At 65.9% G+C, this 21,274-nt stretch carries 21 protein-coding genes; 7 read left to right on the forward strand and 14 right to left on the reverse strand.

The genetic code is table 11. The features are described from left to right. Positions 1-17 precede the first annotated feature (17 nt). Positions 18-779 (forward strand): isoprenyl transferase, encoded by a 762-nt coding sequence (locus tag CXZ05_RS00465; RefSeq protein ID WP_102970665.1) that lies wholly within the window; start codon positions 18-20, stop codon positions 777-779. Between the two features lie 304 nt (positions 780-1,083). Next, positions 1,084-2,520 (forward strand): PhoH family protein, encoded by a 1,437-nt coding sequence (locus CXZ05_RS00470; RefSeq protein ID WP_102970666.1) that lies wholly within the window; start codon positions 1,084-1,086, stop codon positions 2,518-2,520. Positions 2,521-2,798: 278 nt separating this feature from the next. Here CXZ05_RS00470 and CXZ05_RS00475 read toward each other — a convergent pair whose 3' ends face one another. Both CXZ05_RS00475 and CXZ05_RS00480 read right to left on the reverse strand, forming a co-directional pair. Beyond that, positions 2,799-3,353 carry a hypothetical protein gene (locus tag CXZ05_RS00475; RefSeq protein WP_258006388.1) on the reverse strand — a complete coding sequence of 185 codons (555 nt, stop codon included), beginning with the start codon at positions 3,351-3,353 and terminating at the stop codon, positions 2,799-2,801. Positions 3,354-3,470: 117 nt separating this feature from the next. Beyond that, positions 3,471-4,253: a hypothetical protein gene (locus tag CXZ05_RS00480; protein ID WP_102970667.1), complete on the reverse strand. Its 783-nt coding sequence runs from the start codon at positions 4,251-4,253 to the stop codon at positions 3,471-3,473. A 58-nt stretch (positions 4,254-4,311) separates the two neighbouring features. On the opposite strand from CXZ05_RS00480, the gene CXZ05_RS00485 reads away from it, so the two are divergent. Next, the gene (locus tag CXZ05_RS00485) at positions 4,312-4,866 is read left to right on the forward strand and encodes an A24 family peptidase (protein ID WP_102970668.1); all 555 of its coding nucleotides are present in this window, start codon (positions 4,312-4,314) and stop codon (positions 4,864-4,866) included. Between the two features lie 60 nt (positions 4,867-4,926). After that, the gene (locus tag CXZ05_RS00490) at positions 4,927-5,397 is read left to right on the forward strand and encodes an NUDIX domain-containing protein (protein WP_102970669.1); all 471 of its coding nucleotides are present in this window, start codon (positions 4,927-4,929) and stop codon (positions 5,395-5,397) included. A 16-nt stretch (positions 5,398-5,413) separates the two neighbouring features. Here the strand turns inward: CXZ05_RS00490 and CXZ05_RS00495 are convergent, their stop codons facing one another. The 5 genes from CXZ05_RS00495 to CXZ05_RS00515 form a co-directional block, all read right to left on the reverse strand. Then, positions 5,414-7,030, reverse strand: a complete 1,617-nt coding sequence (locus tag CXZ05_RS00495) for an MDR family MFS transporter (protein WP_102970670.1) — start codon at positions 7,028-7,030, stop codon at positions 5,414-5,416. Beyond that, positions 7,027-7,698 carry a TetR/AcrR family transcriptional regulator gene (locus CXZ05_RS00500; protein WP_102970671.1) on the reverse strand — a complete coding sequence of 224 codons (672 nt, stop codon included), beginning with the start codon at positions 7,696-7,698 and terminating at the stop codon, positions 7,027-7,029. Before CXZ05_RS00500 ends, CXZ05_RS00495 begins: the two co-directional genes overlap by 4 nt. A gap of 207 nt (positions 7,699-7,905) precedes the next feature. Beyond that, the gene (locus tag CXZ05_RS00505; protein WP_102970672.1) at positions 7,906-9,333 is read right to left on the reverse strand and encodes a class II fumarate hydratase; all 1,428 of its coding nucleotides are present in this window, start codon (positions 9,331-9,333) and stop codon (positions 7,906-7,908) included. An 87-nt stretch (positions 9,334-9,420) separates the two neighbouring features. Further along, entirely contained in the window at positions 9,421-10,035 is a 615-nt protein-coding gene (locus CXZ05_RS00510; protein ID WP_102970673.1) for a carbonic anhydrase, read from the reverse strand. 9 nt (positions 10,036-10,044) lie between these two features. Then, positions 10,045-10,713 (reverse strand): DUF4245 domain-containing protein, encoded by a 669-nt coding sequence (locus CXZ05_RS00515; protein WP_258006400.1) that lies wholly within the window; start codon positions 10,711-10,713, stop codon positions 10,045-10,047. A 205-nt stretch (positions 10,714-10,918) separates the two neighbouring features. On the opposite strand from CXZ05_RS00515, the gene glpX reads away from it, so the two are divergent. Beyond that, complete coding sequence (glpX, locus tag CXZ05_RS00520; RefSeq protein ID WP_102970675.1) at positions 10,919-11,956, forward strand: class II fructose-bisphosphatase; 1,038 nt, start codon at positions 10,919-10,921, stop codon at positions 11,954-11,956. Between the two features lie 25 nt (positions 11,957-11,981). Here glpX and CXZ05_RS00525 read toward each other — a convergent pair whose 3' ends face one another. From CXZ05_RS00525 to CXZ05_RS00550, 6 genes are all read right to left on the reverse strand, one after another. Next, positions 11,982-13,010, reverse strand: a complete 1,029-nt coding sequence (locus CXZ05_RS00525; protein WP_180987207.1) for a hypothetical protein — start codon at positions 13,008-13,010, stop codon at positions 11,982-11,984. Between the two features lie 128 nt (positions 13,011-13,138). Continuing rightward, positions 13,139-14,098, reverse strand: coding sequence for a peptidoglycan bridge formation glycyltransferase FemA/FemB family protein (locus CXZ05_RS00530; RefSeq protein ID WP_102970676.1), 960 nt, complete (start codon positions 14,096-14,098; stop codon positions 13,139-13,141). Between the two features lie 5 nt (positions 14,099-14,103). Continuing rightward, a complete protein-coding gene (manA, locus tag CXZ05_RS00535; RefSeq protein ID WP_102970677.1) occupies positions 14,104-15,354 on the reverse strand; it encodes a mannose-6-phosphate isomerase, class I in 1,251 nt (416 codons plus the stop codon). Positions 15,355-15,396: 42 nt separating this feature from the next. Further along, positions 15,397-17,055: an LCP family protein gene (locus CXZ05_RS00540; protein ID WP_102970678.1), complete on the reverse strand. Its 1,659-nt coding sequence runs from the start codon at positions 17,053-17,055 to the stop codon at positions 15,397-15,399. A gap of 9 nt (positions 17,056-17,064) precedes the next feature. Further along, positions 17,065-17,652 carry a 5-(carboxyamino)imidazole ribonucleotide mutase gene (gene purE / locus CXZ05_RS00545; RefSeq protein ID WP_102970679.1) on the reverse strand — a complete coding sequence of 196 codons (588 nt, stop codon included), beginning with the start codon at positions 17,650-17,652 and terminating at the stop codon, positions 17,065-17,067. Then, entirely contained in the window at positions 17,649-18,842 is a 1,194-nt protein-coding gene (locus CXZ05_RS00550; protein ID WP_102970680.1) for a 5-(carboxyamino)imidazole ribonucleotide synthase, read from the reverse strand. Before CXZ05_RS00550 ends, purE begins: the two co-directional genes overlap by 4 nt. 195 nt (positions 18,843-19,037) lie before the next feature. Between CXZ05_RS00550 and CXZ05_RS00555 the strand changes: the two genes are divergently transcribed. Beyond that, positions 19,038-19,604: a GtrA family protein gene (locus tag CXZ05_RS00555; RefSeq protein WP_102970681.1), complete on the forward strand. Its 567-nt coding sequence runs from the start codon at positions 19,038-19,040 to the stop codon at positions 19,602-19,604. A gap of 34 nt (positions 19,605-19,638) precedes the next feature. On the opposite strand, the gene CXZ05_RS00560 is transcribed toward CXZ05_RS00555, so the two are convergent. Next, the gene (locus CXZ05_RS00560; protein WP_102970682.1) at positions 19,639-20,337 is read right to left on the reverse strand and encodes a TIGR03089 family protein; all 699 of its coding nucleotides are present in this window, start codon (positions 20,335-20,337) and stop codon (positions 19,639-19,641) included. Positions 20,338-20,687: 350 nt separating this feature from the next. Here CXZ05_RS00560 and CXZ05_RS00565 point away from each other — a divergent pair, with 350 nt between their 5' ends. Continuing rightward, positions 20,688-21,248, forward strand: a complete 561-nt coding sequence (locus CXZ05_RS00565; protein WP_102970683.1) for a WhiB family transcriptional regulator — start codon at positions 20,688-20,690, stop codon at positions 21,246-21,248. Positions 21,249-21,274 lie beyond the last annotated feature (26 nt).

Below are 21,274 nucleotides of genomic sequence, written 5' to 3' on the forward strand. Positions count from 1 at the left end.
GTCAGGTGAGTGTCCGGATGGAATGGCCCGGGTTCCTCTATGGCTTCTACGAGCGCAAGCTTCTCCGCTCCCTGGAGCCGGAGCGGATCCCCCGGCACATCGGCGTGATGGTGGACGGCAACCGGCGCTGGGCCCGGCAGTTCAATGCCCCCACGAGCCAGGGCCACCAGGCCGGCGCGGACAAGATCCATGAGTTCCTTGGCTGGTGCCAGGAGCTGGGCGTCAGGGTGGTCACCCTGTATATGCTCTCCACCGACAACATGAACCGATCCGGCGAAGAGCTTGACCTGCTCATGGGCATCATCGCCAACACCTTGGACCGCCTCGACGAAGACGCCGACATTTCGGTCCACGCCATGGGTGCCCCGGAGCTGCTCCCCGACTACCTGGCGGAGCGCCTGACCACGCTCACGGCCCGGACGCCGGTGCGGGAGAAGCTGCACGTGAATGTGGCGGTCGGCTACGGCGGCCGGCGCGAGATCGTGGACGCGGTGCGCGAGCTGCTGCACGATGCCGTGGCGCACAAGGCGGACATCAGTGAACTGGCCGACTCCCTGAGCGTGGAGGACATCTCGCGCTTCCTCTATACCCGCGGCCAGCCTGATCCGGACCTGGTCATCCGGACTTCCGGCGAGCAGCGGCTCTCAGGTTTTCTGATGTGGCAGAGCGCCTACAGCGAATTCTACTTCTGCGAGGCCCTGTGGCCGGCCTTCCGGAAGGTGGATTTCCTTCGCGCCCTGCGCGACTACGCCGGCAGGCAACGGCGCTTCGGTTCCTAACCGTTGTCGGCGTGCGTTGGCGGCCCTACGGGCCGCACCTTTGGGCCGCCGTCGTGCACGCTTTGGCCGCCGCCGTTCACGCCAAATTCACATGCCGGCAACAGGAATCGCCGGAAGAAGACGTTGGAAATTAGTTCGGGGCGAATTACGTTGAATCCATCAGCAGGCAAACCGCCGGCTGATCGGGGAGGCCAGTACATGGAGCGATTCTTCGCACCGGTTGTATGGGAGGCCGGATCCGGCCTCGTGGCCGAGCCGCCTCACCACTAACAATTCCGGGCAGCGCCCCGGGGCTGGAGTCGATGTGGCTATTTCTGAACAACTGCCCGACGTCATCACGGACAAGGGTGAGAAGGCTACCTCTCGCGCCAAGCGAGCCAATTCAAAGACCGGTGCGGACACGCAAGACGCCGCAGCCGGTCTTGCTGTTTCCGGCCCACAGACTGAATCCCAGCCAGCAGTCTCCACTTTCGTCATCGACACCTCGGTGCTGCTCTCCGACCCCCGCGCCCTGCTGCGATTCGCAGAGCACGAAGTCATTGTGCCGATCGTGGTGATCACCGAACTTGAAGGGAAGCGGCATGACCCCGAACTCGGCTACTTCGCACGGAAGGCGCTCCGGCTCCTTGATGACCTCCGCATCCAGCACGGCGGGCTGAACCGGCCCATCCCGCTGGGCGACGCCGGCGGTACGCTCATGATCGAGATGAACCACATCTCGGCCGACGTCCTGCCGGCCGGGTTCCGCGGCGGGGACAACGACAGCCGCATCCTCGCCGTCGCAAAGAACCTCTCCAACGAGGGGCGCAACGTCACCGTGGTGTCCAAGGATCTCCCCATGCGGGTCAAGGCCTCGGCCATGGGTCTGCTGGCCGACGAATACCGCAACGAGCTCGTCAAGGACTCCGGCTGGACCGGCGTCGCCGAGATCGATGCCAGCGACGAGGAGATCTCCACGCTCTACGGGCACGAACCGGTCTTCATCCCGGCGGCTGCAGAGATGCCGGTCAACACCGGCCTTGTGGTGCTCTCCAGCCGCGGCTCGGCGCTCGGCCGTGTCGGAGCCGACAAGCAGGTCCGCCTGGTCAAGGGGGACCGCGACATTTTCGGCCTCCACGGGCGCTCCGCGGAGCAGCGGCTCGCCATCGACCTGCTGATGGACCCCGCGGTGGGCATCGTGTCCCTGGGCGGGCGCGCGGGCACCGGTAAGTCGGCCCTTGCCCTGTGTGCCGGCCTGGAGGCGGTGCTGGAACGCCGCGAGCACCGCAAGGTGATCGTCTTCCGTCCGCTCTTCGCGGTAGGCGGCCAAGAGCTCGGCTACCTGCCGGGCTCGGAGCAGGAAAAGATGAACCCCTGGGCGCAGGCGGTTTTCGACACCCTGGGCGCGCTCGTGAGCCAGGAGGTAGTGGAGGAGGTCATGGACCGCGGCATGCTGGAGGTCATGCCGCTGACCCACATCCGCGGACGCTCCCTGCACGACGCCTTCGTGATCGTGGACGAGGCCCAGTCGCTCGAAAAGAACGTCCTGCTGACCGTCATGAGCCGGATCGGGCAGAACTCGAAGATCGTCCTCACCCATGACGTTGCCCAGCGCGACAACCTCCGGGTCGGCCGGCACGACGGCATCGCAGCCGTCGTCGAAACCCTGAAGGGCCACCCGCTCTTCGGCCACATCACCCTTACCCGTTCCGAACGCTCGCCCATCGCTGCGCTCGTTACGGACCTCCTCGAGGGGGCGTAACTCCATCGGGGCGCCGTTGCCGCGGCTGAGTTCCGCGGCAACGGCGCCCCGCCGTCGTTGGTTGAGCTTGTCGAAACCAAACCCGAAGGGCGCGCTTGCCGTTGGTTGAGCCTGCCGAAACGAGTGAGACCGCCGGGCGACGTCGTTTTGCCCAATGTGGCCGCTTAGTGCGGGATTCCGCGGCCCTTTTTGGTAACGCGTGGGTGGGTGCCAAGCCAAGCTCAACCGGCGGGAATCTCCAGGAGGGGCCCCGCCCTATGCTGCTGCGGGCGCCGCCGTCAGCTGGTGTGGTGCGATAGTCCGAGGGACAGCCGGGTGTTGCCGGGCCCCTCCAGCACGAGGGCGATCGCCTGGTTGGGAAGCTCGAAGACCATGGTGGCGTCCGCTGTATCTCCCTGCTGGAGCTCCGCTTTCGCCGGTGCCGTCCACAGCGGATGGATGCTGTTGGCGCCAAGTCCCGTCACAGAGAACTGCGATGTGTCCAGCGTCGTGCCCTCACCTTCGAGAGCGGTGAACTGCACCAGAATCCTGACCCGGTGGGTCCCCGCGGACGGGCCCTCGTCCAAAACCTGGACGCGTTCCGGCGGAAGCCAGCCGTCCTTTTCCAGCGGGATGACGCCGTTGATCCGCGCCGTTCCGCCGGGGATCACCGCGCTGGCGCCCAGCGCGGTGCTGGCCTCCGGCTTGGCCGTAAGGAAGAGATATCCCAGTACGAGCGCCAAGGCGCAAAGCAGGGAAAGCGGGATCAGCAGCAGCTTCCGACGGCGCCGCGTACCGGTCCTGCTAGTGGCGGCCGTGGCAGGTTTCGAGACGTCTGGAGCCATGGTTGACATGGCAGCAGTTTGCGGCCGGCAGGTTGGAAAAAACCTGCGCGGCACCCCGCATTCCGGGTGGCCCGCGGGTTGGGTTCCTCAGGCCGGGTTCCTCGGGGGGCCGTCAGGCCGGGCTCGTCAGGCCGGGTTGGGACGCAGCGGCCACGGGATGTGCTCGCGCACATCAGTGAGGTTCATTGGTTCCGCCACGAAAAGATCGTCCAGCATGTACTCATCCACGGCCAGGATCCGGATGCGGTGCCCGGGAAGCTGCCCCCCGTCGTCGAGCGGTTCGGCGGCGACACACACTCCGGTCCCGGCATCGATGCGGATTCTGGTCCGGCCCGGTCCGCACAGGGGTGCATCCGGATCCAGCGGACGGTACCCGGCATTCGGTGAGGCCACGGTTTCCAGCGCCGCGCGGCCTTCGTGCGTCAACTGTCGAACCGGCTCCACCAGTTCGACGGCGTTGGCGTTGGGGAACTCCAGCGGCACCGGGGCATTTCCCGCCAGCTCCACCGGATCCAGTGCAGCAGCGAACCGGCCGTTTCCGAACGAGGGTTCGCCATACGCGGCCTCCGGGCGGCGCCGCACCAGCCCGCCGTCGTCGTACACCGGCGTCACCAGATGCGCGGGAAGAAGCCACGACTTCCGCGTGGCGCTGATGTATAGTCCGTCGCGCGAATCATTGATGCCGGTGGTGCTGCCCAGCAGCGTGCCGTCGTCGGACTCCAGGCGCAGCGCGCCGGGGCGGCGCAGCCAAGCGTGGACGGTGCCGGTGCCGGGGGTTTCGGCGTACTCGAAGCGCAGGGACTGCCATTTCCACGGAGACGAGCGGCAAAGGTTGCGAAAGGAAACGGCCGACGTGGGCGTGGCACCGCCGCCGTGTTCCTGCCGGTGTTTGGCGTCCCAGGTCCCCATATCCACAGTTTACGCGCGGCCCCGAGCGGCAGGCGGGCCAATCCAGTAGCATCCGAGAGTGATCCAACGACTTGGCGGACTGTGGGAAGCGGCACCGCTCGCGTTCTGGCTGCTGCTGGCCGCGTGCGCCTACTTCGCCGTGATGGCGGTGCGGCTCACGGTCATCGACGTCCGGCACCACCTCCTGCCGAACCGGATTGTCTTTCCCTCCTATGGCATTGCCGGTGTGCTGCTGCTGGGGGCGGTGCTCCCCCTCGCGGCGGTGGACCCGTCCGGACTGCCCGACGGCGATGCACGCCTTTTCGGGGTGCCCGCGCTGAGGATTGCGGCCGGGGGAGCGGTGCTGTGGCTCTTCTACTTTGTGCTGCGGCTGGTGTATCCGCCCGGCATGGGCTTTGGGGACGTGAAACTCGCCGGCGTTCTGGGGCTGTACCTGGGCTACCTCGGCTGGCCGCATGTATTCGCCGGGACGTTTGCAGCGTTCCTGCTCGGCGGCTTCTGGAGCATCGGCCTGCTGGCACTGCGGCGCGGGACGCTCAAATCGGCCATTCCGTTCGGGCCGTTCATGCTGGCGGGGGCCGCCGTGGCGATGGTCCTGCTGCCCGCGGGTTAGTCTTCGGACAGGGGCGTTGTCCCGGTGCGGCCCGCGCACGGGTCCGGCTAGGCTGAACCCATGCCGGCACCTGAATTTGTCCTGAAGCTCCGCGAAAAAATCGGCCACGACCCGCTGTGGGTTCCTGCTGTGCGGGGTGTGGTGTTCAACGAAGACGGCCACGTCCTGCTGGGCCAGCGGTCCGACAATGGCAGATGGACATTGATAACGGGGATGCTGGAGCCCGGTGAGCATCCCGCGCCCGGACTGCTGCGGGAGATCTTCGAAGAGACCGCCGTCGTCGCCGAAACGGAGCGGATGGTGTCGGTCGGCGTAGTAGGGCCGGTGACGTTCCCCAACGGCGACGTATGCGATTTCCTGGACATCGTGTTCCGCTGCCGCCACGTTTCCGGTGAGGCACGGGTGAATGACGACGAGTCCGTGGCCGTGGGCTGGTTTGCGTTGGACGGGTTACCGGATCTGCAGCCCGGAGACCGGGAATGCATCCGCCGTGCACTGCTGCCGGGGGACTCAGTCCATTACGAGCCCTGAGTTCCCCGGCAGCTCCTTAGACCGTGGCGGATTGCCGCTCTGCCTCGAGAAGCTCGGCCTCCTCACCGCCCACCGCCTCGCCGCGGGCCACCATGCCGGCCGTGTCTGAGAGCGGGATCTGCTTCAGCGTGATGGCCAGGAGCAGTGCAACGGCGATGAATGGGACGAGGTACCAGAACACCGGTGCCAGGGAATCGGCGTAAGCGTTGACGATGGCGTCGCGGAGCTGCCCGGGAAGCTGGCCCAGGGTCTGCGGATCCAGGGTCCTGGTTGACTGGGAGGCCTGGTCGGCCGACGCTCCGGCACCGGTGAAGGCGTTCGTCAGGGACTCCGCCAGCCGGTTGGTGAAGATCGAGCCGAACACGGCCACGCCCAGGGCAGCGCCCACTTCGCGGAAGTAGTTGTTGGTGCTGGTGGCCGTGCCGATCTGGTCCGCCGGAACGGAGTTCTGCACCACGAGGACGATGACCTGCATGATCAGGCCGAGGCCGGACCCGAACAGGAACAGCTGGACGCAGATGATCCAGATGGGCGTCTCGGCAGACAGCGTGGTGAACCACAGCATGGCGGCGATGGTCAGGCTGGCGCCGAGAATCGGGAACATCTTGTACTTGCCGGTCTTGGAAATGCGGATACCGGAGTAGATGGACGTTCCCATCAGGCCGGCCATCATGGGGAGCATGAGGAGCCCGGACTCGGCGGCGGAGGTGCCAGACGACATCTGCAGGAACGTGGGCACGAAGGCAATGGCGGCGAACATGCCCAGGCCCAGGGTGAAGCCGATGGCCGTGGAGTTCACGAAGATCCGGTTCCGAAACAGGCTCAGCGGGATGATCGGATCTTCCGCGCGGCGTTCGACGGCGACGAAGGCAGCTGCGGCGAGGACCAGGCCGGCGCCGAAGGCCCAAGTCAGGGGCGAGTCCCAGCCCTCGTCCTTCTTGCCCCCGAAGTCCGTGAAGAAGATCAGGCAGGTGGTGGCAACGGAGAGGAACAGGACGCCCAGGAAGTCGATCCGCTTTTCGGCTTTCTTGTTGGGAAGCGTCAGGGTGAACCAGGCGATGGTGAAGGCGGCGATGCCGATGGGAATGTTGATGTAGAAGGCCCACTCCCAGGTGAGGTGGTCAACGAAGAAGCCGCCCAGCAGCGGTCCGGCCACGGCCGAGAGACCAAAGATGGCGCCCAGCGGTCCCATGTACTTGCCGCGCTCCTTGGCGGGGACGATGTCCGCGATGATGGCCTGCGAGAGGATCATCAGGCCGCCGCCGCCCAGGCCCTGGATGGCCCGGAAGATCACGAAGCCCCAGAAATCCGTGGCGAAGGCACAGCCTACGGACGCAAGCGTGAACAGCGCGATGGCGACGAGGAAGAGGTTCCTGCGGCCGAGGATGTCGCCGAACTTGCCGTAGACCGGCATGACGATGGTAGTGGCGAGCAGGTATGCGGTGGTGATCCACGCTTGGTGCTCCACGCCGCCGAGCTTGCCGACGATGGTGGGCATGGCCGTGGAGACGATGGTCTGGTCCAGGCTGGAGAGCAGCATGCCGGCGATCAGCGCGGAGAAGATGATCCAGATGCGTTTCTGGGTCAGCAGCAGCGGTCCGGCTGCGGCTTTGGAACTGACGGCGGTGCTCATGGCTGTCCTTCTGCGGGGTGGTGTTCGGGGAGATTGAGGGGCTGTGAGAAAAGCAGTCGCGCGGAGGAGATGTTTTCAATCAGCAGGTCCTGGTAGGACCGGGTGTTGCCTTCGGAGAAATAGGCCATGCTGGCGTGCCGGGCAATGCTGCCCATGGCAACCACCGCCATCCGGACCACGGGATGGTCCGGGGCCACACCTTCACGGGCGGCGAGGACACGGGCAAAGTGGGCTTCCCGTTCCTCCGTGGCACCGATGATCTTGAGCATCAGCTGGGGCTCTTTTTTGATGACGCCGATCAGTTGGCGGGTTTCCTCTTCAGAGGAACTCATGCGTTCCGACATCTTCAGGGCAAGTTCCACCAGGTCTTGGAGGAGGCTGGGGGAGATCTCGCCGGACGGGGAACCGACGCCGCCGCGGATGAACCCGGCGAAGACCTCGGCGGGCAGTTCGTCGTCCACGTGCCCCAGAATGGCGTCTTCCTTGGTGGGGAAGTAGTTGAAGAACGTCCGGCGGGAAATGCCGGCCTGGTCGCAGACGTCCTCCACGGTGTAGCCGTTCAATCCGCGCTCGGACGTCAGGGAACGCGCGACGGCGGTAATCGCCGCCCGCGTTGCTGCCCGCTTACGCTCGCGGAGTCCACCGCCAATAGCTGCACTTTCAGTCACAAAGTAAAGTTTTGCACTAAGACAAATATAGTGCAACTTATCAGGGCGTGGCCAAAGTGCCGGTCATAGCCCATTGAGTTTTTGTCCATATACCGCGACTTCAAAGCCGTCGAAGTCGCGATATGTGGACAAAAACTCCAAGAGAACGCCAGCGGCCGCCCGCCTTCGCTGGGAAGGTGGGCGGCCGCCGTCGTACTTCTTGAAAAACTAAGCCTTGTGGGCCGGAGCCGTCATGGTGGTGACGTCCAGTGCCTTGTCCAGGTCGGCTTCGGAAACCTTGCCTTCGCCTTCACCGACGAAGCCGAGTTTCTCGGTGGCCTGGCGGACGGTCAGGCCCTCCTTGACGGCGGTCTTGGCGATTTTCGCGGCGTTTTCGTAGCCGATGAACTTGTTCAGCGGGGTAACGATGGACGGCGACGCCTCGGCGAGGAAGCGGGCACGCTCGACGTTGGCGGTGATGCCGTCGATCATCTTGTCGGCCATGACGCGGCTGGTGTTGGCCAGCAGGCGGACGGACTCGAGCAGGTTCGCGGCCATGACCGGGATGCCGACGTTCAGTTCGAAGGCGCCGTTGGTGCCGGACCAGGCGATGGCGGTGTCGTTGCCGATGACCTGGGCGCAGACCATGATGGAGGCTTCGCAGATGACGGGGTTGACCTTGCCCGGCATGATCGAGGAGCCCGGCTGCAGGTCCGGGATGGCGATTTCGCCGAGGCCGGTGTTGGGGCCGGAGCCCATCCAGCGCAGGTCATTGTTGATCTTCATGAAGGAGATGGCAATGTTGCGCAGCTGGCTGGAGGCTTCGATGAGGCCGTCGCGGTTGGCCTGGGCCTCGAAGTGGTCGCGGGCCTCGGTCAGCGGCAGGCCGGTGTCGGTGGCGAGCAGCTCGATGACGCGCTCCGGGAACCCGGCCGGGGTGTTGATGCCGGTGCCCACGGCGGTGCCGCCGAGGGGAACTTCGGCCACGCGGGGGAGTGCGGCGTTGATGCGCTCGATGCCGTAGCGCACCTGCGCGGCGTAGCCGCCGAATTCCTGGCCCAGGGTGACCGGGGTGGCGTCCATGAGGTGGGTGCGGCCGGACTTGACGACGTCCTTGAACTCAACGGCCTTGCGCTCCAGCGATTCGGCCAGGTAGCCGAGGGCCGGAATGAGGTCGTTGATCAGGGCCGAAGTGGCTGCAACGTGGACGGAGGTGGGGAACACGTCGTTGGAGGACTGCGAGGCGTTGACGTGGTCGTTGGGGTGGACCACCTTGTCACTGCCGGCAGCCTTCAGGGCGCGCGTTGCCAGTTCAGCGAGGACCTCGTTGGTGTTCATGTTCGAGGACGTGCCGGAGCCGGTCTGGAAAACGTCGATGGGGAAGTCGCCGTCGTACTTGCCCGTAGCCACCTCGTCGGCAGCTTCCGCGATCGCCTTGGCCAGCTCGCCGTCGAGCACACCCAGTTCAGCGTTGGCCTGGGCAGCGGCCTTCTTGACCCGGGCCAGCGCCTCAATGTGGGCGCGTTCCAGGGTTTTTCCGGAGATCGGGAAGTTCTCGACTGCACGTTGCGTCTGCGCGCGGTACAGGGCGTTCACGGGGACGCGGACTTCGCCCATCGTGTCATGTTCAATGCGGAACTCTTCAGTGGAAGTCATGGGGCTAGCTTAGGACGCCCGGGCGCCGCATCGAAAACCGTGAACGGCTTGCTACAGGCGGCCCGCCCGGGCGTCTCCAGGCTGCTTCTAGAGCTCGCCGATTCCGGAAACAAGCTCCGCGTGGCCGTCTGCGAGGCTGTAGGAGAGCCCGATCACGGCGGCCCGGCCCGTCTCGATTGCGTCCGAAATCACACGCGAGCTGTCCACGAGGCGGTGTGAGGTCTGCTTGACGTGCTCCACCACCATGTCGTTGACCTCCGTCTGGTCGTTGCGGAGCGAGGTCAGGACCGACGGCGTGATGCGCTCGACGAGGTCCCGGATGAAGCCGGCCGGCATCTGTCCGGTTTCGACGGCGGACTTCGTGGCGGTGACCGCTCCGCAGCTGTCGTGCCCGAGCACCACGATCAGCGGCACGCCCAGCACGCCGATGCTGTATTCAAGGGAGCCGAGGACGGCGTCGTCAATGACCTGGCCCGCGGTCCGGACGACGAAGACGTCGCCGAGTCCGACGTCGAAAATGATCTCGGCCGCGAGCCGCGAGTCGGAGCAGCCGAAGATCACCGCGAAGGGATGCTGGGTTTCCACCAGGGATGAGCGCCGGGAGGCGTCCTGGTTCGGGTGCGAGGATTCACTCTTAACGAAGCGTTCATTGCCTTCGCGCAGACGGCGCCAGGCCAGGGCAGGAGTCAGGTAAGTGGTCACAGCCCCACCTTACGGTGCGGGGCTCGCCGAGGGGGAAACGGTGACAGCGGGGTTACTTTCCAAGGACTTGACGACGGCGGTAGCCAGGACCGCAAACTCCTCCAGGTTGGCGTCTCCCGCCAGGACCACGGTGGAGCCGCGGTAGGCGAGCACCATGCTTTTCTCGCCCTTGCCCGTGTCATGGAGTTCCCACTCCTTGCCGCCGGCGTTGCGGGTGCCGGTGACCGGGGCGCTCTTGGTCTGCTGCACGAGCCAGCTGGGGTTGGCCTTGCTGGTCTGCGTCAGGCCGATGAATTTTTCCTTCGGAGTCACGTATCCGACCTCCCAGGCCGCGACGCCGGTGCCGCTGGCCGCCGCCCAGCGGGCGTAATTCGGGTGGAATGTGTCGCCCGCCGCGGGGGCCACCGGTGTGAATCCCGCCACACCCGCGGCGTTCCCGGCTACGGCGCTGACGTTGATGTTGGGGCGGAAGCCATCCGACTTCGGGGACGGATTCATCAGGACGATCGGCAGGAACGCGGCGACGCTCACCAGCAGGGCGATGATCATTCCGATCACCGAGGCATTGGCCCGTTTCGCGGCGGCCGCGGGAATTACGGGCTTGACGGGCTGGCCGGCCGACGAGGAGGAGGGGGCGGGAGCCTGCACGCGGCTCGAGGGGGCGGACTGGTCCTGCATATCACTCACCCTTCTATAGTCGCCCATGCGGGCTCCGAACTCACATTCGAAGCCGACGGCGGTGAGGCCCGCCGTCCGTTACGAGGTGTGGTCATCACCCGCGCAGGGCCTGCGGCGGCGACTATGATCAGTTACAGAGGAATCACCGCGATGGTCGACCCAGGCCTAGCGGGCCCAATGATCGCCACTCGAAGAAGAGGTTCACGTGTCACCAGCGTCCATTACCCAGAAGTACTCAACGCTTTCCCCGTCGCTCGCCGTCGGAATCGACGAGCCGGACCGCAACCTCGCCCTTGAACTTGTCCGCGTCACTGAAGCCGCGGCGATCGCCGGCGGCCACTGGGTGGGATTCGGCGACAAGAACAAGGCGGACGGCGCCGCCGTCGACGCGATGCGTTCCTTCCTTCAGACCGTCCACTTCAACGGCGTCGTGGTCATCGGTGAAGGCGAAAAAGACGAAGCCCCGATGCTGTTCAACGGCGAACAGGTTGGTGACGGCACCGGCCCCGAGTGCGACGTCGCCGTCGACCCCATCGACGGAACCCGGCTGACCGCCCTGGGCATCAACAACGCCCTGGCCGTCCTGGCCGTCGCCGAGCGCGGCTCCATGTTCGACCCCTCCGCCGTGTTCTACATGGAGAAGCTGGTCACCGGTCCTGAAGCCGCCGACATGGTCGACCTGCGTTTGCCCGTCAAGCAGAACCTGCACCTGATCGCCAAGGCCAAGGGCGTGAAGGTCAACCAGCTCAACGTCATGATCCTGGACCGTGACCGCCACCGCCCGCTGGTTGAGGAGATCCGCGATGCCGGCGCGCGCACCAAGTTCATCATGGACGGCGACGTTGCAGGCGCCATCGCGGCTGCCCGCTCCGGCACCGGCGTCGACGCCCTCATGGGCATCGGTGGAACCCCGGAAGGCATCGTGGCGGCCTGCGCCATCAAGTCCCTGGGCGGCGTGATCCAGGGCCGGCTGTGGCCGACCAGCGACGACGAGAAGCAGAAGGCGATCGACGCCGGCCACGACCTCGAGCGGGTCCTGTCCACGAATGATCTCGTCACCAGCGACAACTGCTACTTCGCCGCCACCGGCATCACCGACGGCGACCTCCTCAAGGGCGTGCGCTACTCCAAGGACAAGGTCCTGACGCAGTCGATCGTCATGCGCTCCAAGTCCGGCACCATCCGCTTTGTGGACGGCGAGCACCAGGCCAGCAAGTGGGAAGGCTACGCCCGCAAGAGCTAGCCCCCCCGGCTTTCCCAGCGCGTTCTTAGCGCGAACGTACAGTTGTGGCCCCGAATCCGACCGGATCCGGGGCCACAACTGTACGTTCGCGCACTTTTTCAACGGGTTGGGTCCGGTCTCCCGATGCCTGGCGTCGCAGCCGCCCCTCCAACGTAGCCCTGACCTTCTCGAGAACGAAGGGCTTCTCGCCCTCAAGATCGTCCTTGAATATTCTGAGCTCCGTCCAACCGAGGCGCTCCGTCATTTCCCTGCGCTTCCTGTCACTCGTGGCCTGGACCGGATCCGAATGGTGCCCGCCGTCATATTGCAGCGCGAGGCGGTGTTCCGGATAGGCGGCGTCCGGCCACACCGCCGGTTGGCCCCAGCTATTGCGGAGGACATGATTCAGAACTGGTTCGCCGAGCTTGGTGCGGGCAAGCACCAGCCGCATTCTGGTCTCTTGCGGGGAATCAGCCCCGACGCGGACCTCGGGGAGTGCGAGCCGCGCCGTCTTCACGCCCCGCATGCCAGGGTGTGACGCAACTATGCGCCGCAGGTCGTCAATCGTTGCCAGTGGAGCCCGCGGCACCGGAAAATCGGGTCCATGCGCAACCACCGCGGAATCTCCTGCGGCGATCAGTTCGTCCACGCTGAGAAGGCTGGCAAGATCGAGCCAGGTCCTTGCAGGCGAGGTGACCCGGACGCCGTCGTGGATCACCACCTCGCCGGGTTTGAACGTCAGGCGGTGACCAACGACGTTTCCCCGGCGCGGCTTGCTGCCGTCTCTCTCGCGCGCGACGTGGATTTTCCAGTCCTCCTGCATCCACCGGGGAAGGCCGTAACCCCAGAGCCGTGCCCCGGAATGATGAGTAAGGGTTGAAGCGTCATCCAGCGCGGTGTACGCACGAAGGTACGTGCCCGTGGTGGCATCTCCTCCCAGCGGAACGCGAATACCGCGCGAGGGAATGGCGAGATCCGGTTGCCGCTGGCGCTTTCGGGACACGCCGCACGCGGCAGCGTCGCTCGAGGTGAATGATCCCGTAAGTAGTTCCTGGGGCAGTGGCGAGAGACGCATGCTCCAGTCTGTACCGGGCAAAGGGCCCTCGGGAGGTTATCCACAAGCGCAAACCTCGGGGAGAGCGCGAACGTACACTTGTGGCCCCAAAACCGCTCGGTTTTAGGGCCACAAGTGTACGTTCGCGCTCAGCGGGTGGGGCGCTTGATGAGGGTTTTGATGCCGTCGCGGAGTTTGCGTGCCACCTGGTAGGCCGCGTAGCGGGGCCGGTTGACGGGCAGGTCCCAGGTGCCGGGGTAGGCGATCTCGCGGCCGCCGAACGACTTCTTGAACGCTGTGAACCCCGCCCACTTGTGGTCGGGCTCCCCGGCCGGGGCCACGCCCCACAGGTCCACGTGCTTCAGCCCCTTCTCCTGGGCATCGGCCATGAGCGTCACGAGGAGGGGGATGCCCGCGCTGAGCTTGCGGTGGGTGTCATCCATGGCCGCGTGGGCGTACGTCCGGGTGTCTGCCGAGTCGTAGGCCAGCGCTGCCGCCACCGGACCGCCGTGCAGGTCGGCGATGAACAGCGTCGCCGCGCCCGCGGGCATGAGGGACTCGGCCACCTGCGTCAGGTACTCGTCGCTTTGCGGTTTGAAGCCGTTCCGCCGAGCGGTCATGTGGAGGAAGTTCAGGAGCACGCGGATGTCTTCGGGGTCCTGGGTGGAGCGGAAGGTCACGCCCTTCTTGTGGATGTTCCGGTACAGGTTCCGGTTGACCGGCTTCATCTCCGCCAGGACCTCCTTGAAGTCCCGGTCCAGGTCCACGATCCAGCTGAGTTCGGGCTGCTGGTTGACCGGGGCAGGCTGCAGGCCCCGGCTCCGCAGTGCCTCGGGCGCCGAATCAGGGTCCAGTCCGGCAGCTACCGGCTCGACCCGGATAAAGACGGCGCCGCAGGACGTCGCCAGCCCCCGTAGCGCCGCCAGCGCGGCGTCGAACGCCTCGACTGACCCGGCCACCGGGCCGTAGGGCGCATACAGGACCTTGCCCGCGGGATTCTTTTCCTCGATGGCCAGGAAGCTCCAGCCGGGACCGGATTGCCGGTGCACGCGGCGGCCCAGCGACTTCTGGAAATCCTCCCAGGCCTTCGTTTGCAGAAAGTACTCCACCGCGGTCAGGCCTTCATCGAGGTGGTCACGGCGAAGGCCACGGCGTTCTCCGCTGCCCCGGACACGGGATGGACGTTGACGGGGGCGTCGGCGGCCGGCAGGAAGGCACTTGCGCCATGGCCCAGCTGAAGGTCACCCTTCGGCGAGTCAAGGATCACGGACCCGGCCACGACAATAACCACAGCGGCGCCCGACTGTGCCAGCGGAACGGGCTCGCCGTCCGGCAGCAGTTCGATCCGCTGGAGCTGGAACTCACGGAACGGCGGGCAGTACAGTTCCTGACCGAGCTCGGAGGTCTCCGGCCGCAGCATGGGGACGCCCACCGACTCGAAGGCGATGGTGCTCAGCAGCTCGGGAATGTCGATGAACTTGGGCGTCAGTCCGCCGCGGAGCACGTTGTCCGAGGAGGCCATCACCTCGACGCCGAGTCCGTGCAGGTAGGCGTGCACGTTTCCGGCGGGCAGGTACACCGCCTGGCCCGGCTCCAGCGACAGCCGGTTCAGCAGCAGGGAGATCAGGACGCCGGGGTCGCCGGGGTACTCGCCGTGAAGGCTGAGCACCGTGGAAAGCTCCTGCTGGTAGGGCGCCATGGGCGCACCCGAGGCCAGCACGTCAACCACCCGGGACGTAGCTTCCTGGATTTCCTTGCCCCCGGCGATCAGCCGTTCGAACGCAGATCTTAGCGCCGTGGCCTCCTCGGGTTGCGAGAGGTCTTCGATGACGTCCTTCAAGAGCTGCGGCACACCGTTGCCCGGGAGCTCCAGGCAGCCGGCCAGGTGGAGGAAGATGTCGCGGGACTTCTCCGGTGCACGGAAACCGCACAGCGCATCGAACGGGGTCAGCGCGAAGATCATCTCCGGTTTGTGGTTGTCGTCCCGGTAATTGCGGTGGGCAGCTCCGGTCGGCACGCCGTCGGCATTCTCACGCGCGAAGCCGGCTTTGGCCTGGTCAAGGCTCGGGTGCACCTGAAGCGACAGCGGCTTGGCCGCGGCGAGGATCTTGGCCAGGAACGGCAGGCGCGGTCCGAATTCGGCCACCGACTCAGATCCCAGAAAATGTTCCGGGTCCTCGCCGATGAGCTCATTCAGCGGTGCTGTCGTGCCGTCCGGCCGGCTGGCCACCGACGGCGAGTCAGGGTGCGCGCCGATCCACAGCTCAGCTTCCGGTCCGCCCGACGCCGGCCGGCCGAGCAGGCCGGCGATCGCCGTCGTCGACCCCCAGGCGTACGGCCGGAGGACGTTGTCGATTTCGTACAAAGCCAGGTGTCCTTCTCTCTTGCAACAGGTGTGGCTAAAGGTTTAGAGGGCAGCGCACTGGCCGTTGGTGGCCACGAGGTCGCGGATGGCCTGCTCGTTGCCCTCGCGCTTGAACTGGTTCAGCATCGCTTCTGTGATCGGTTCCCCCCCGGGGGTGGTGGTCACTGGGGTGAAGTCCGACGACGACGGGGACGGCGAGGGGGCGGTGGCCGGAAGGCCCGCCAGGGGACCTGCTGACCGACCGGCCGCGGAGAGCCCGGTGCCCGGCACGGCACTGGGCTGCAGCACAGCGTCCTGGAGCCCGGAGTCCGCCGCAGCAGCCGGCGACGATTCGGAGCTGGCGGAAGCGAGCAGCTTCTTGACGCGGTCATGGATCTGGTTGAAGTCGGGCACCGTGGAGAAGGACGCGTCGAAGTCCGGCGGCCCGATGGTGAGCCTCTTGACGTCCGTGCCCTTGGCCTTCATGGCCAGGTCCACGAAGCTGCCGAGCTGGCTGGAGGAGATGTTGGAATCAACCACCTTGGTGCCGGCGTTGGCGATGTCCTCGAACTTTGCCAGCAGGGTTGCGGGGTCCAGCTGTTTCAGCATGGCCTGCTGGACGCACTGCTGCCGCGCGATCCGGGCGTAATCGTCCACGAATTCGCGGGAGCGGCCGTACCAGAGGGCGTGATATCCGTCCAGCTTCTGGTCCCCGGCCGGAATCCAGCCCAGCGGCATGCCGTGGATGCCGTTCGCCTCGTCGACCATGTCACCGCTGATGGGGACCCAGCCGCCGGCCTTGATCCGGATGCCGCCCATCGCGTCAATCAGCTTCGCGAAGCCGTCCATGTCCACCAGCACGTAGGCCTGCACCGTGATCCCGAGAGTGCCGGACACCGCTTCCAGGGTTGCCTGCGCTCCCGGGTCGGCGACGCCGGGGTAGAGGTCCTTGTGCTCGTTCGTGACCTCGGTGTTGATGGCGTTGATCAGGCATTCGTCGCCGCAGTTGTAGCCCTCGGGATAGATCTGCCGCATGGGCGAACCCTCGCTGAACTGGGCGTTCTGCAGGTTACGCGGCACCGAGATGATGGCGGTCTGGCCGGACTTGGCATCGACGCTGAGCACGGACAGGCTGTCCGGGCGGCGTCCGGTGCGGTCGGCACCCGCGTCGCCGCCCATCATGAGGAAGTTGTAGCGGCCGTCGACGGGGTCAATGGCCGGTCCGGCGTTGAAGATGCTGCCGATCGCATTCCGGCTGACATTGAGCAGGTAGGCGGCGTAGCCCAGCGATCCGCTGCTCACCACCATGGCGAGGACAAGCGCAATCACGACGGCGGGCCTCATCCGGGCGGGCAGCAGCACCGGCCGGATGAGCCGCAGGGTGTTCACGAACAGCACCAGCCAGCCCACCGCCAGCGCGGCAAGGACCAGGACGATGAGCAGCGAGGCCACCGGATTCGTGATGATGTTGATCAGCAGGGTCCGGTTGGTGAACAGCAGTACCAGGGCAATGATCGCGAGCAGCCAGGCGCCCAGCGTCACGCGCAGGGCGATCCGGCCGATCTTGCGGTCCCCGGCCACGATCTGCGCGCTGCCGGGCACCAGCAGCGTGAGCAGGATCAGCAGGAACGCGCGCTTGGTCCGCACAGGTTCGGCGGCACTCGACGGGTTTCGGACGGGATCCGTCAGGAGGCCCTGGGACGGCAGTTCGTTATTGGACATGGCAGATCCCTATCGGCTGCTCCGGAGAGCCACATTTGCTTCGGAGAAGACTTCGTTGACTTTCTGGCGGAGGTTGGCGCCTTTTCGGCTGGCAACGTCGTTGAGTTCCTGGGCGAAGTCCAGGAGCTCCTTGCGGAGGCGGGCGGAAAGGTCGTCGGTGCCGGAAGCCAGCATACGGACGGCGAGCAGGCCCGCGTTCCGAGCTCCGGCAATGGAGACCGTGGCCACCGGAACCCCGGCGGGCATCTGCACGATGGAGAGCAGGGAATCCATGCCGTCCAGCGTCTTCAGCGGGACCGGAACGCCGATCACGGGCAGGGGAGTGACGGAAGCGAGCATGCCGGGAAGGTGCGCGGCGCCGCCGGCGCCGGCAATGATCACGCGGAGGCCGCGCTCGTGCGCCGTCTGCCCGTAGCGGATCATCTCCGTGGGCATGCGGTGCGCGGAGACAACGTCCGCCTCGAACGGAATGCCAAACTCGGCCAGGGCGTCAGCCGCCGCCTCCATGACGGGCCAGTCTGAATCCGAGCCCATGACGAGGCCTACGAGGGGAGCGGGGGCGCCGGGTTCCGGTGCTGCATCGGATACGGGGCTCATGGGGTCTCCTCGGTGGTGCCTGTTGCCGCGGCCGGCAGTCTGCCGTCGCGGATGATGTTTGCCACGGTGGTGGCGCGCTGCCGGAGGGAGTCGACGTCCGCGGCAGACGCGCCCACCAGGTTCACGTGGCCGATTTTCCGGCCCGGCCGCACGGACTTGCCGTAGCAGTGGACTTTGGCACCCGGTTCCGCCGCCAGTGCGGTGGGGAACGCGGAGAAGAGGTCCTGGTTGTCGCCGCCCAGGAAGTTCTTCATCACGGCAACCTGGCCCAGGAGGTCAGTTGCGCCGAGCGGCAGGTTCAGGACAGCGCGCAGGTGCTGTTCGAACTGGCTGGTGACGGAGCCGTCCTGTGTCCAGTGTCCGGTGTTGTGGGGGCGCATCGCCAATTCGTTGATCAGGAATCCGGCGCCGGTGCCGGGCGTCTCGAACATCTCCACGGCCATGACGCCGGTGACGCCGAGTTCATTGGCGATTCGGAGGGCAGCCTCTTCGGCGGCTGCAGCCACCTCAACGGAAATGTTCTGTGCCGGTGCGATCACTTCGTCGCAGACGCCGTCCACTTGGATGGTGTGGACCACGGGCCATGCACGGGACGCCCCGTCCGGGGTGCGGGCCACGAGCGCAGAGAGCTCGCGGCTGAACTCCACCCTGGCCTCGGCGAGGAGCGGGCTCATGGCCTCGAACCAGTCGGCGGTTTCCGCGGCTTCTTCAGGGGAGCCGACGATGCGCACGCCCTTTCCGTCGTAGCCGCCCCGCGGGGTCTTGAGCACCACGGGCCAGCCGATCCGGTCTCCGAAGCTAACCAGGCCGGCGACGTCGTCCACTGCGGCCCACTCGGGGTTGGGGAGTTCGAGGCGGTCGATGGCCGCGCGCATGACCAGCTTGTCCTGGGCATTGACCAGCGCCTCCGGGCGCGGCTGGACGTTTACTCCGGCTTCGATCAGGGCATAGAGGTGATCGCCCGGGACGTGCTCGTGGTCAAAGGTCATCACGTCCAGGCCCTTGGAGAATTCCATCAGGGCCGCGAGATCCTTGTAGTCGCCCACGGGAGCGTTGGGGACAGCAGAGACCGCGGATACGTCTTCGCCCTCAGCCAAAACACGGAGTTCAAAGCCCAGGGCAGTGGCGGCAGGGGCCATCATGCGCGCAAGCTGGCCGCCGCCAACCACGCCGATTACTGGAAAAGTCACATCTTCCAGCCTACAGAAAAGGAGCGCGGTTGCCGTCTTTCATGGCTGAGAAGGTCCCGAAGTCGCCCGATTTTGCTGAGACGGCCGCTGACAGGACCGTCCAGCGCGGGGCGCTTTGGGGTTACTCCCGGCAAACGGCGCTAAAATGGGAACTTGGCCCATCGGCCCCCACTATTCAGACGGCCACGGAGGGTCATGATTAACACACTTGCAGAGCGCATCCGGGGACTCGCCTCGCTTTTCTGGCGCGAGGTGGCGAAGTTCGGTGCCGTGGGCGGTGTGGCGTTTGTCATTGACAACGGGCTGACTTACTACCTGATGCACGGGCCCATGACGGACAGCGAGGCCAAGGCCCGCTTTGTCGGTGCCACCGTCGCCACCGTGTTTTCCTGGATCGCCAACCGTCTCTGGACGTTCCGGCACCGCCGCCAGGCCAACGTCGTACGTGAATTCCTGATGTTCATCCTCATCAACGGCATCGGCATCGGCATCTCCACCGGGTTTACGGCCCTGGCGAAGTATTCAATGGGCGTCACGGACAAGAACATGCTCTTCGCCGCGGGCGTCGTGGGCATTCTGGTCGCCACGGTGGTCCGCTTCTTTGCCTACCGGTTCCTCGTGTTCAACCAGGAACTGGACCAGGAGCCGGAGTTCTCGCACGACCACGAGATCATCGAGGTCCACCACCACTCCGCCCGGCAGGCGGGGCACGTCCTGGAACCGGACGTGGACGAACCCGAGCGGCCCGTCCGGCCGAGTTAGTTTCGGCAGCCCGACCCCGTCCGGCCAAGCCGGCTCAGCCGCCGTGGATCCGCTCCGCTGCGAGAAGCTTGTCCGTCAGCTCGACGTCGCCATGGACCAGGACCACTGAGCCGTCGCTCTTCCACGCGCCAAGGGCGTTGGCCAGCGCCGCCTCGAGGCCGTCGGCGGCGCGCACCAGGAGCCGCGCGCTCGGCTCGTGTCCCGCGGCAAAGTCCGCCAGGAGGGCTTCATGGCGGACGGCTGCACCGTCCGCGTTCCGAACCGCGGGAGATACCGGATCGGGGTCGTTATGGGCCATGAACACGTCACCGTGGGACCGGACCTCCGCGGCGTAGTCGAGAACTCCGGCAGGCAAGTCGCCGGGCCACCGCATCGCCAGGGCCGGCAGCGGAACGGCGACGACGGCGTCGAACCCGTCCTCGGCGGCGTCCGGTTCGGACGTGGCGAGCAGGTCTGCATCACCTGATCCGAGCACCACTTCCATCCCCAGTTGCCAGGCGGCGAGGGCCCAGATGATGGATTTCCAGTGCGCGGGAAGGTCCAGCCGCAACCTCATTCCGGGCTCGGCGTCGAGTTCGTCCTGGAGCAGGTTGCTGGTCTTTGCGACCCAGTTGTCCAGCACGCGCCCGGAGAGTTCCACGCGCTCGGCATCGGGCCCGTACCAGGTCAGGCGCGGGGACGTGGAGTGGCCCGAGCGTAGGGCCGTCATCAGATCAGTGGCCGGGATGTTCATGGCTTCATCTTGCCACGCCTTCTTGCGTGATCTCGGGCACAGCAGTTTGTAACATCGTTTGCCTTAGCGCTCCGGCCGACGGCAGAATTCCCGGAATTGTGCGCGCGTCGAGCAAGATAGTAAGGTTCCTGTCAAATTTCGGATGGGAGTCGAATGCTGCGGGCAAAAAATTCCCGGGCGTGGCGCGCCTGCTGATTGGCTCGGACATTGATTATTATTCCGTCGCGGCTTGACTCCCCCTACTTACACGCGTGTAATTAGATATCGAAAAGCCGCGGCGAACTCTAAGGGACACCACGTAGTGTCCCTGAACGTCGGGCCGGGGGCCGCACTACTCAGGAGGGGACGCCATGGGGCAAGCGGAGCGCATGCATGATGATGCTCTTGTGGCCGGCCAGGCCACAGCAAAGTACAGGTCTCGGGGGGTACCCAGTGACTGGTATGTAGATCCGGCTGATCCGGATGCCGCAGAGCGGTACAACAAGGACACGTCTGCCTCTTTGCAGGACCAGGCCACGGCCTTCCTGGCCCAGCACGACGCCCTCCAGAATGAGTCCCTGCTGGCCGGTCAGCCGGAGCAGGACGAAGACGTTCTTGATCCCCCCATGGAGCTCCGGAACCCGGCACCCTCCACGCTGGCCCAGCCGGTGTGGATCGGTTTGCCGCTGGGGCAGGATTTCGACGACGAAGGCGAGCTTGGGTGGCAGACGGATGCCCTGTGCGCCCAGACCGATCCGGAGGCTTTTTTCCCGGAAAAGGGCGGTTCCACGCGGGACGCCAAGAAAGTCTGCGGAGCGTGCAACGTGCGCTCGCAGTGCCTGGAGTACGCCCTGGCCAATGATGAACGGTTCGGGATTTGGGGTGGCCTCTCCGAGCGTGAGCGCCGACGGCTGAGGAAGCGAGCAGTCTAATTCTTCAGGAAGTACACGTCACTGCC

Origin of the sequence: Arthrobacter sp. AFG20 (assembly GCF_002892795.1) — a bacterium.
Classification (GTDB): domain Bacteria; phylum Actinomycetota; class Actinomycetes; order Actinomycetales; family Micrococcaceae; genus Arthrobacter.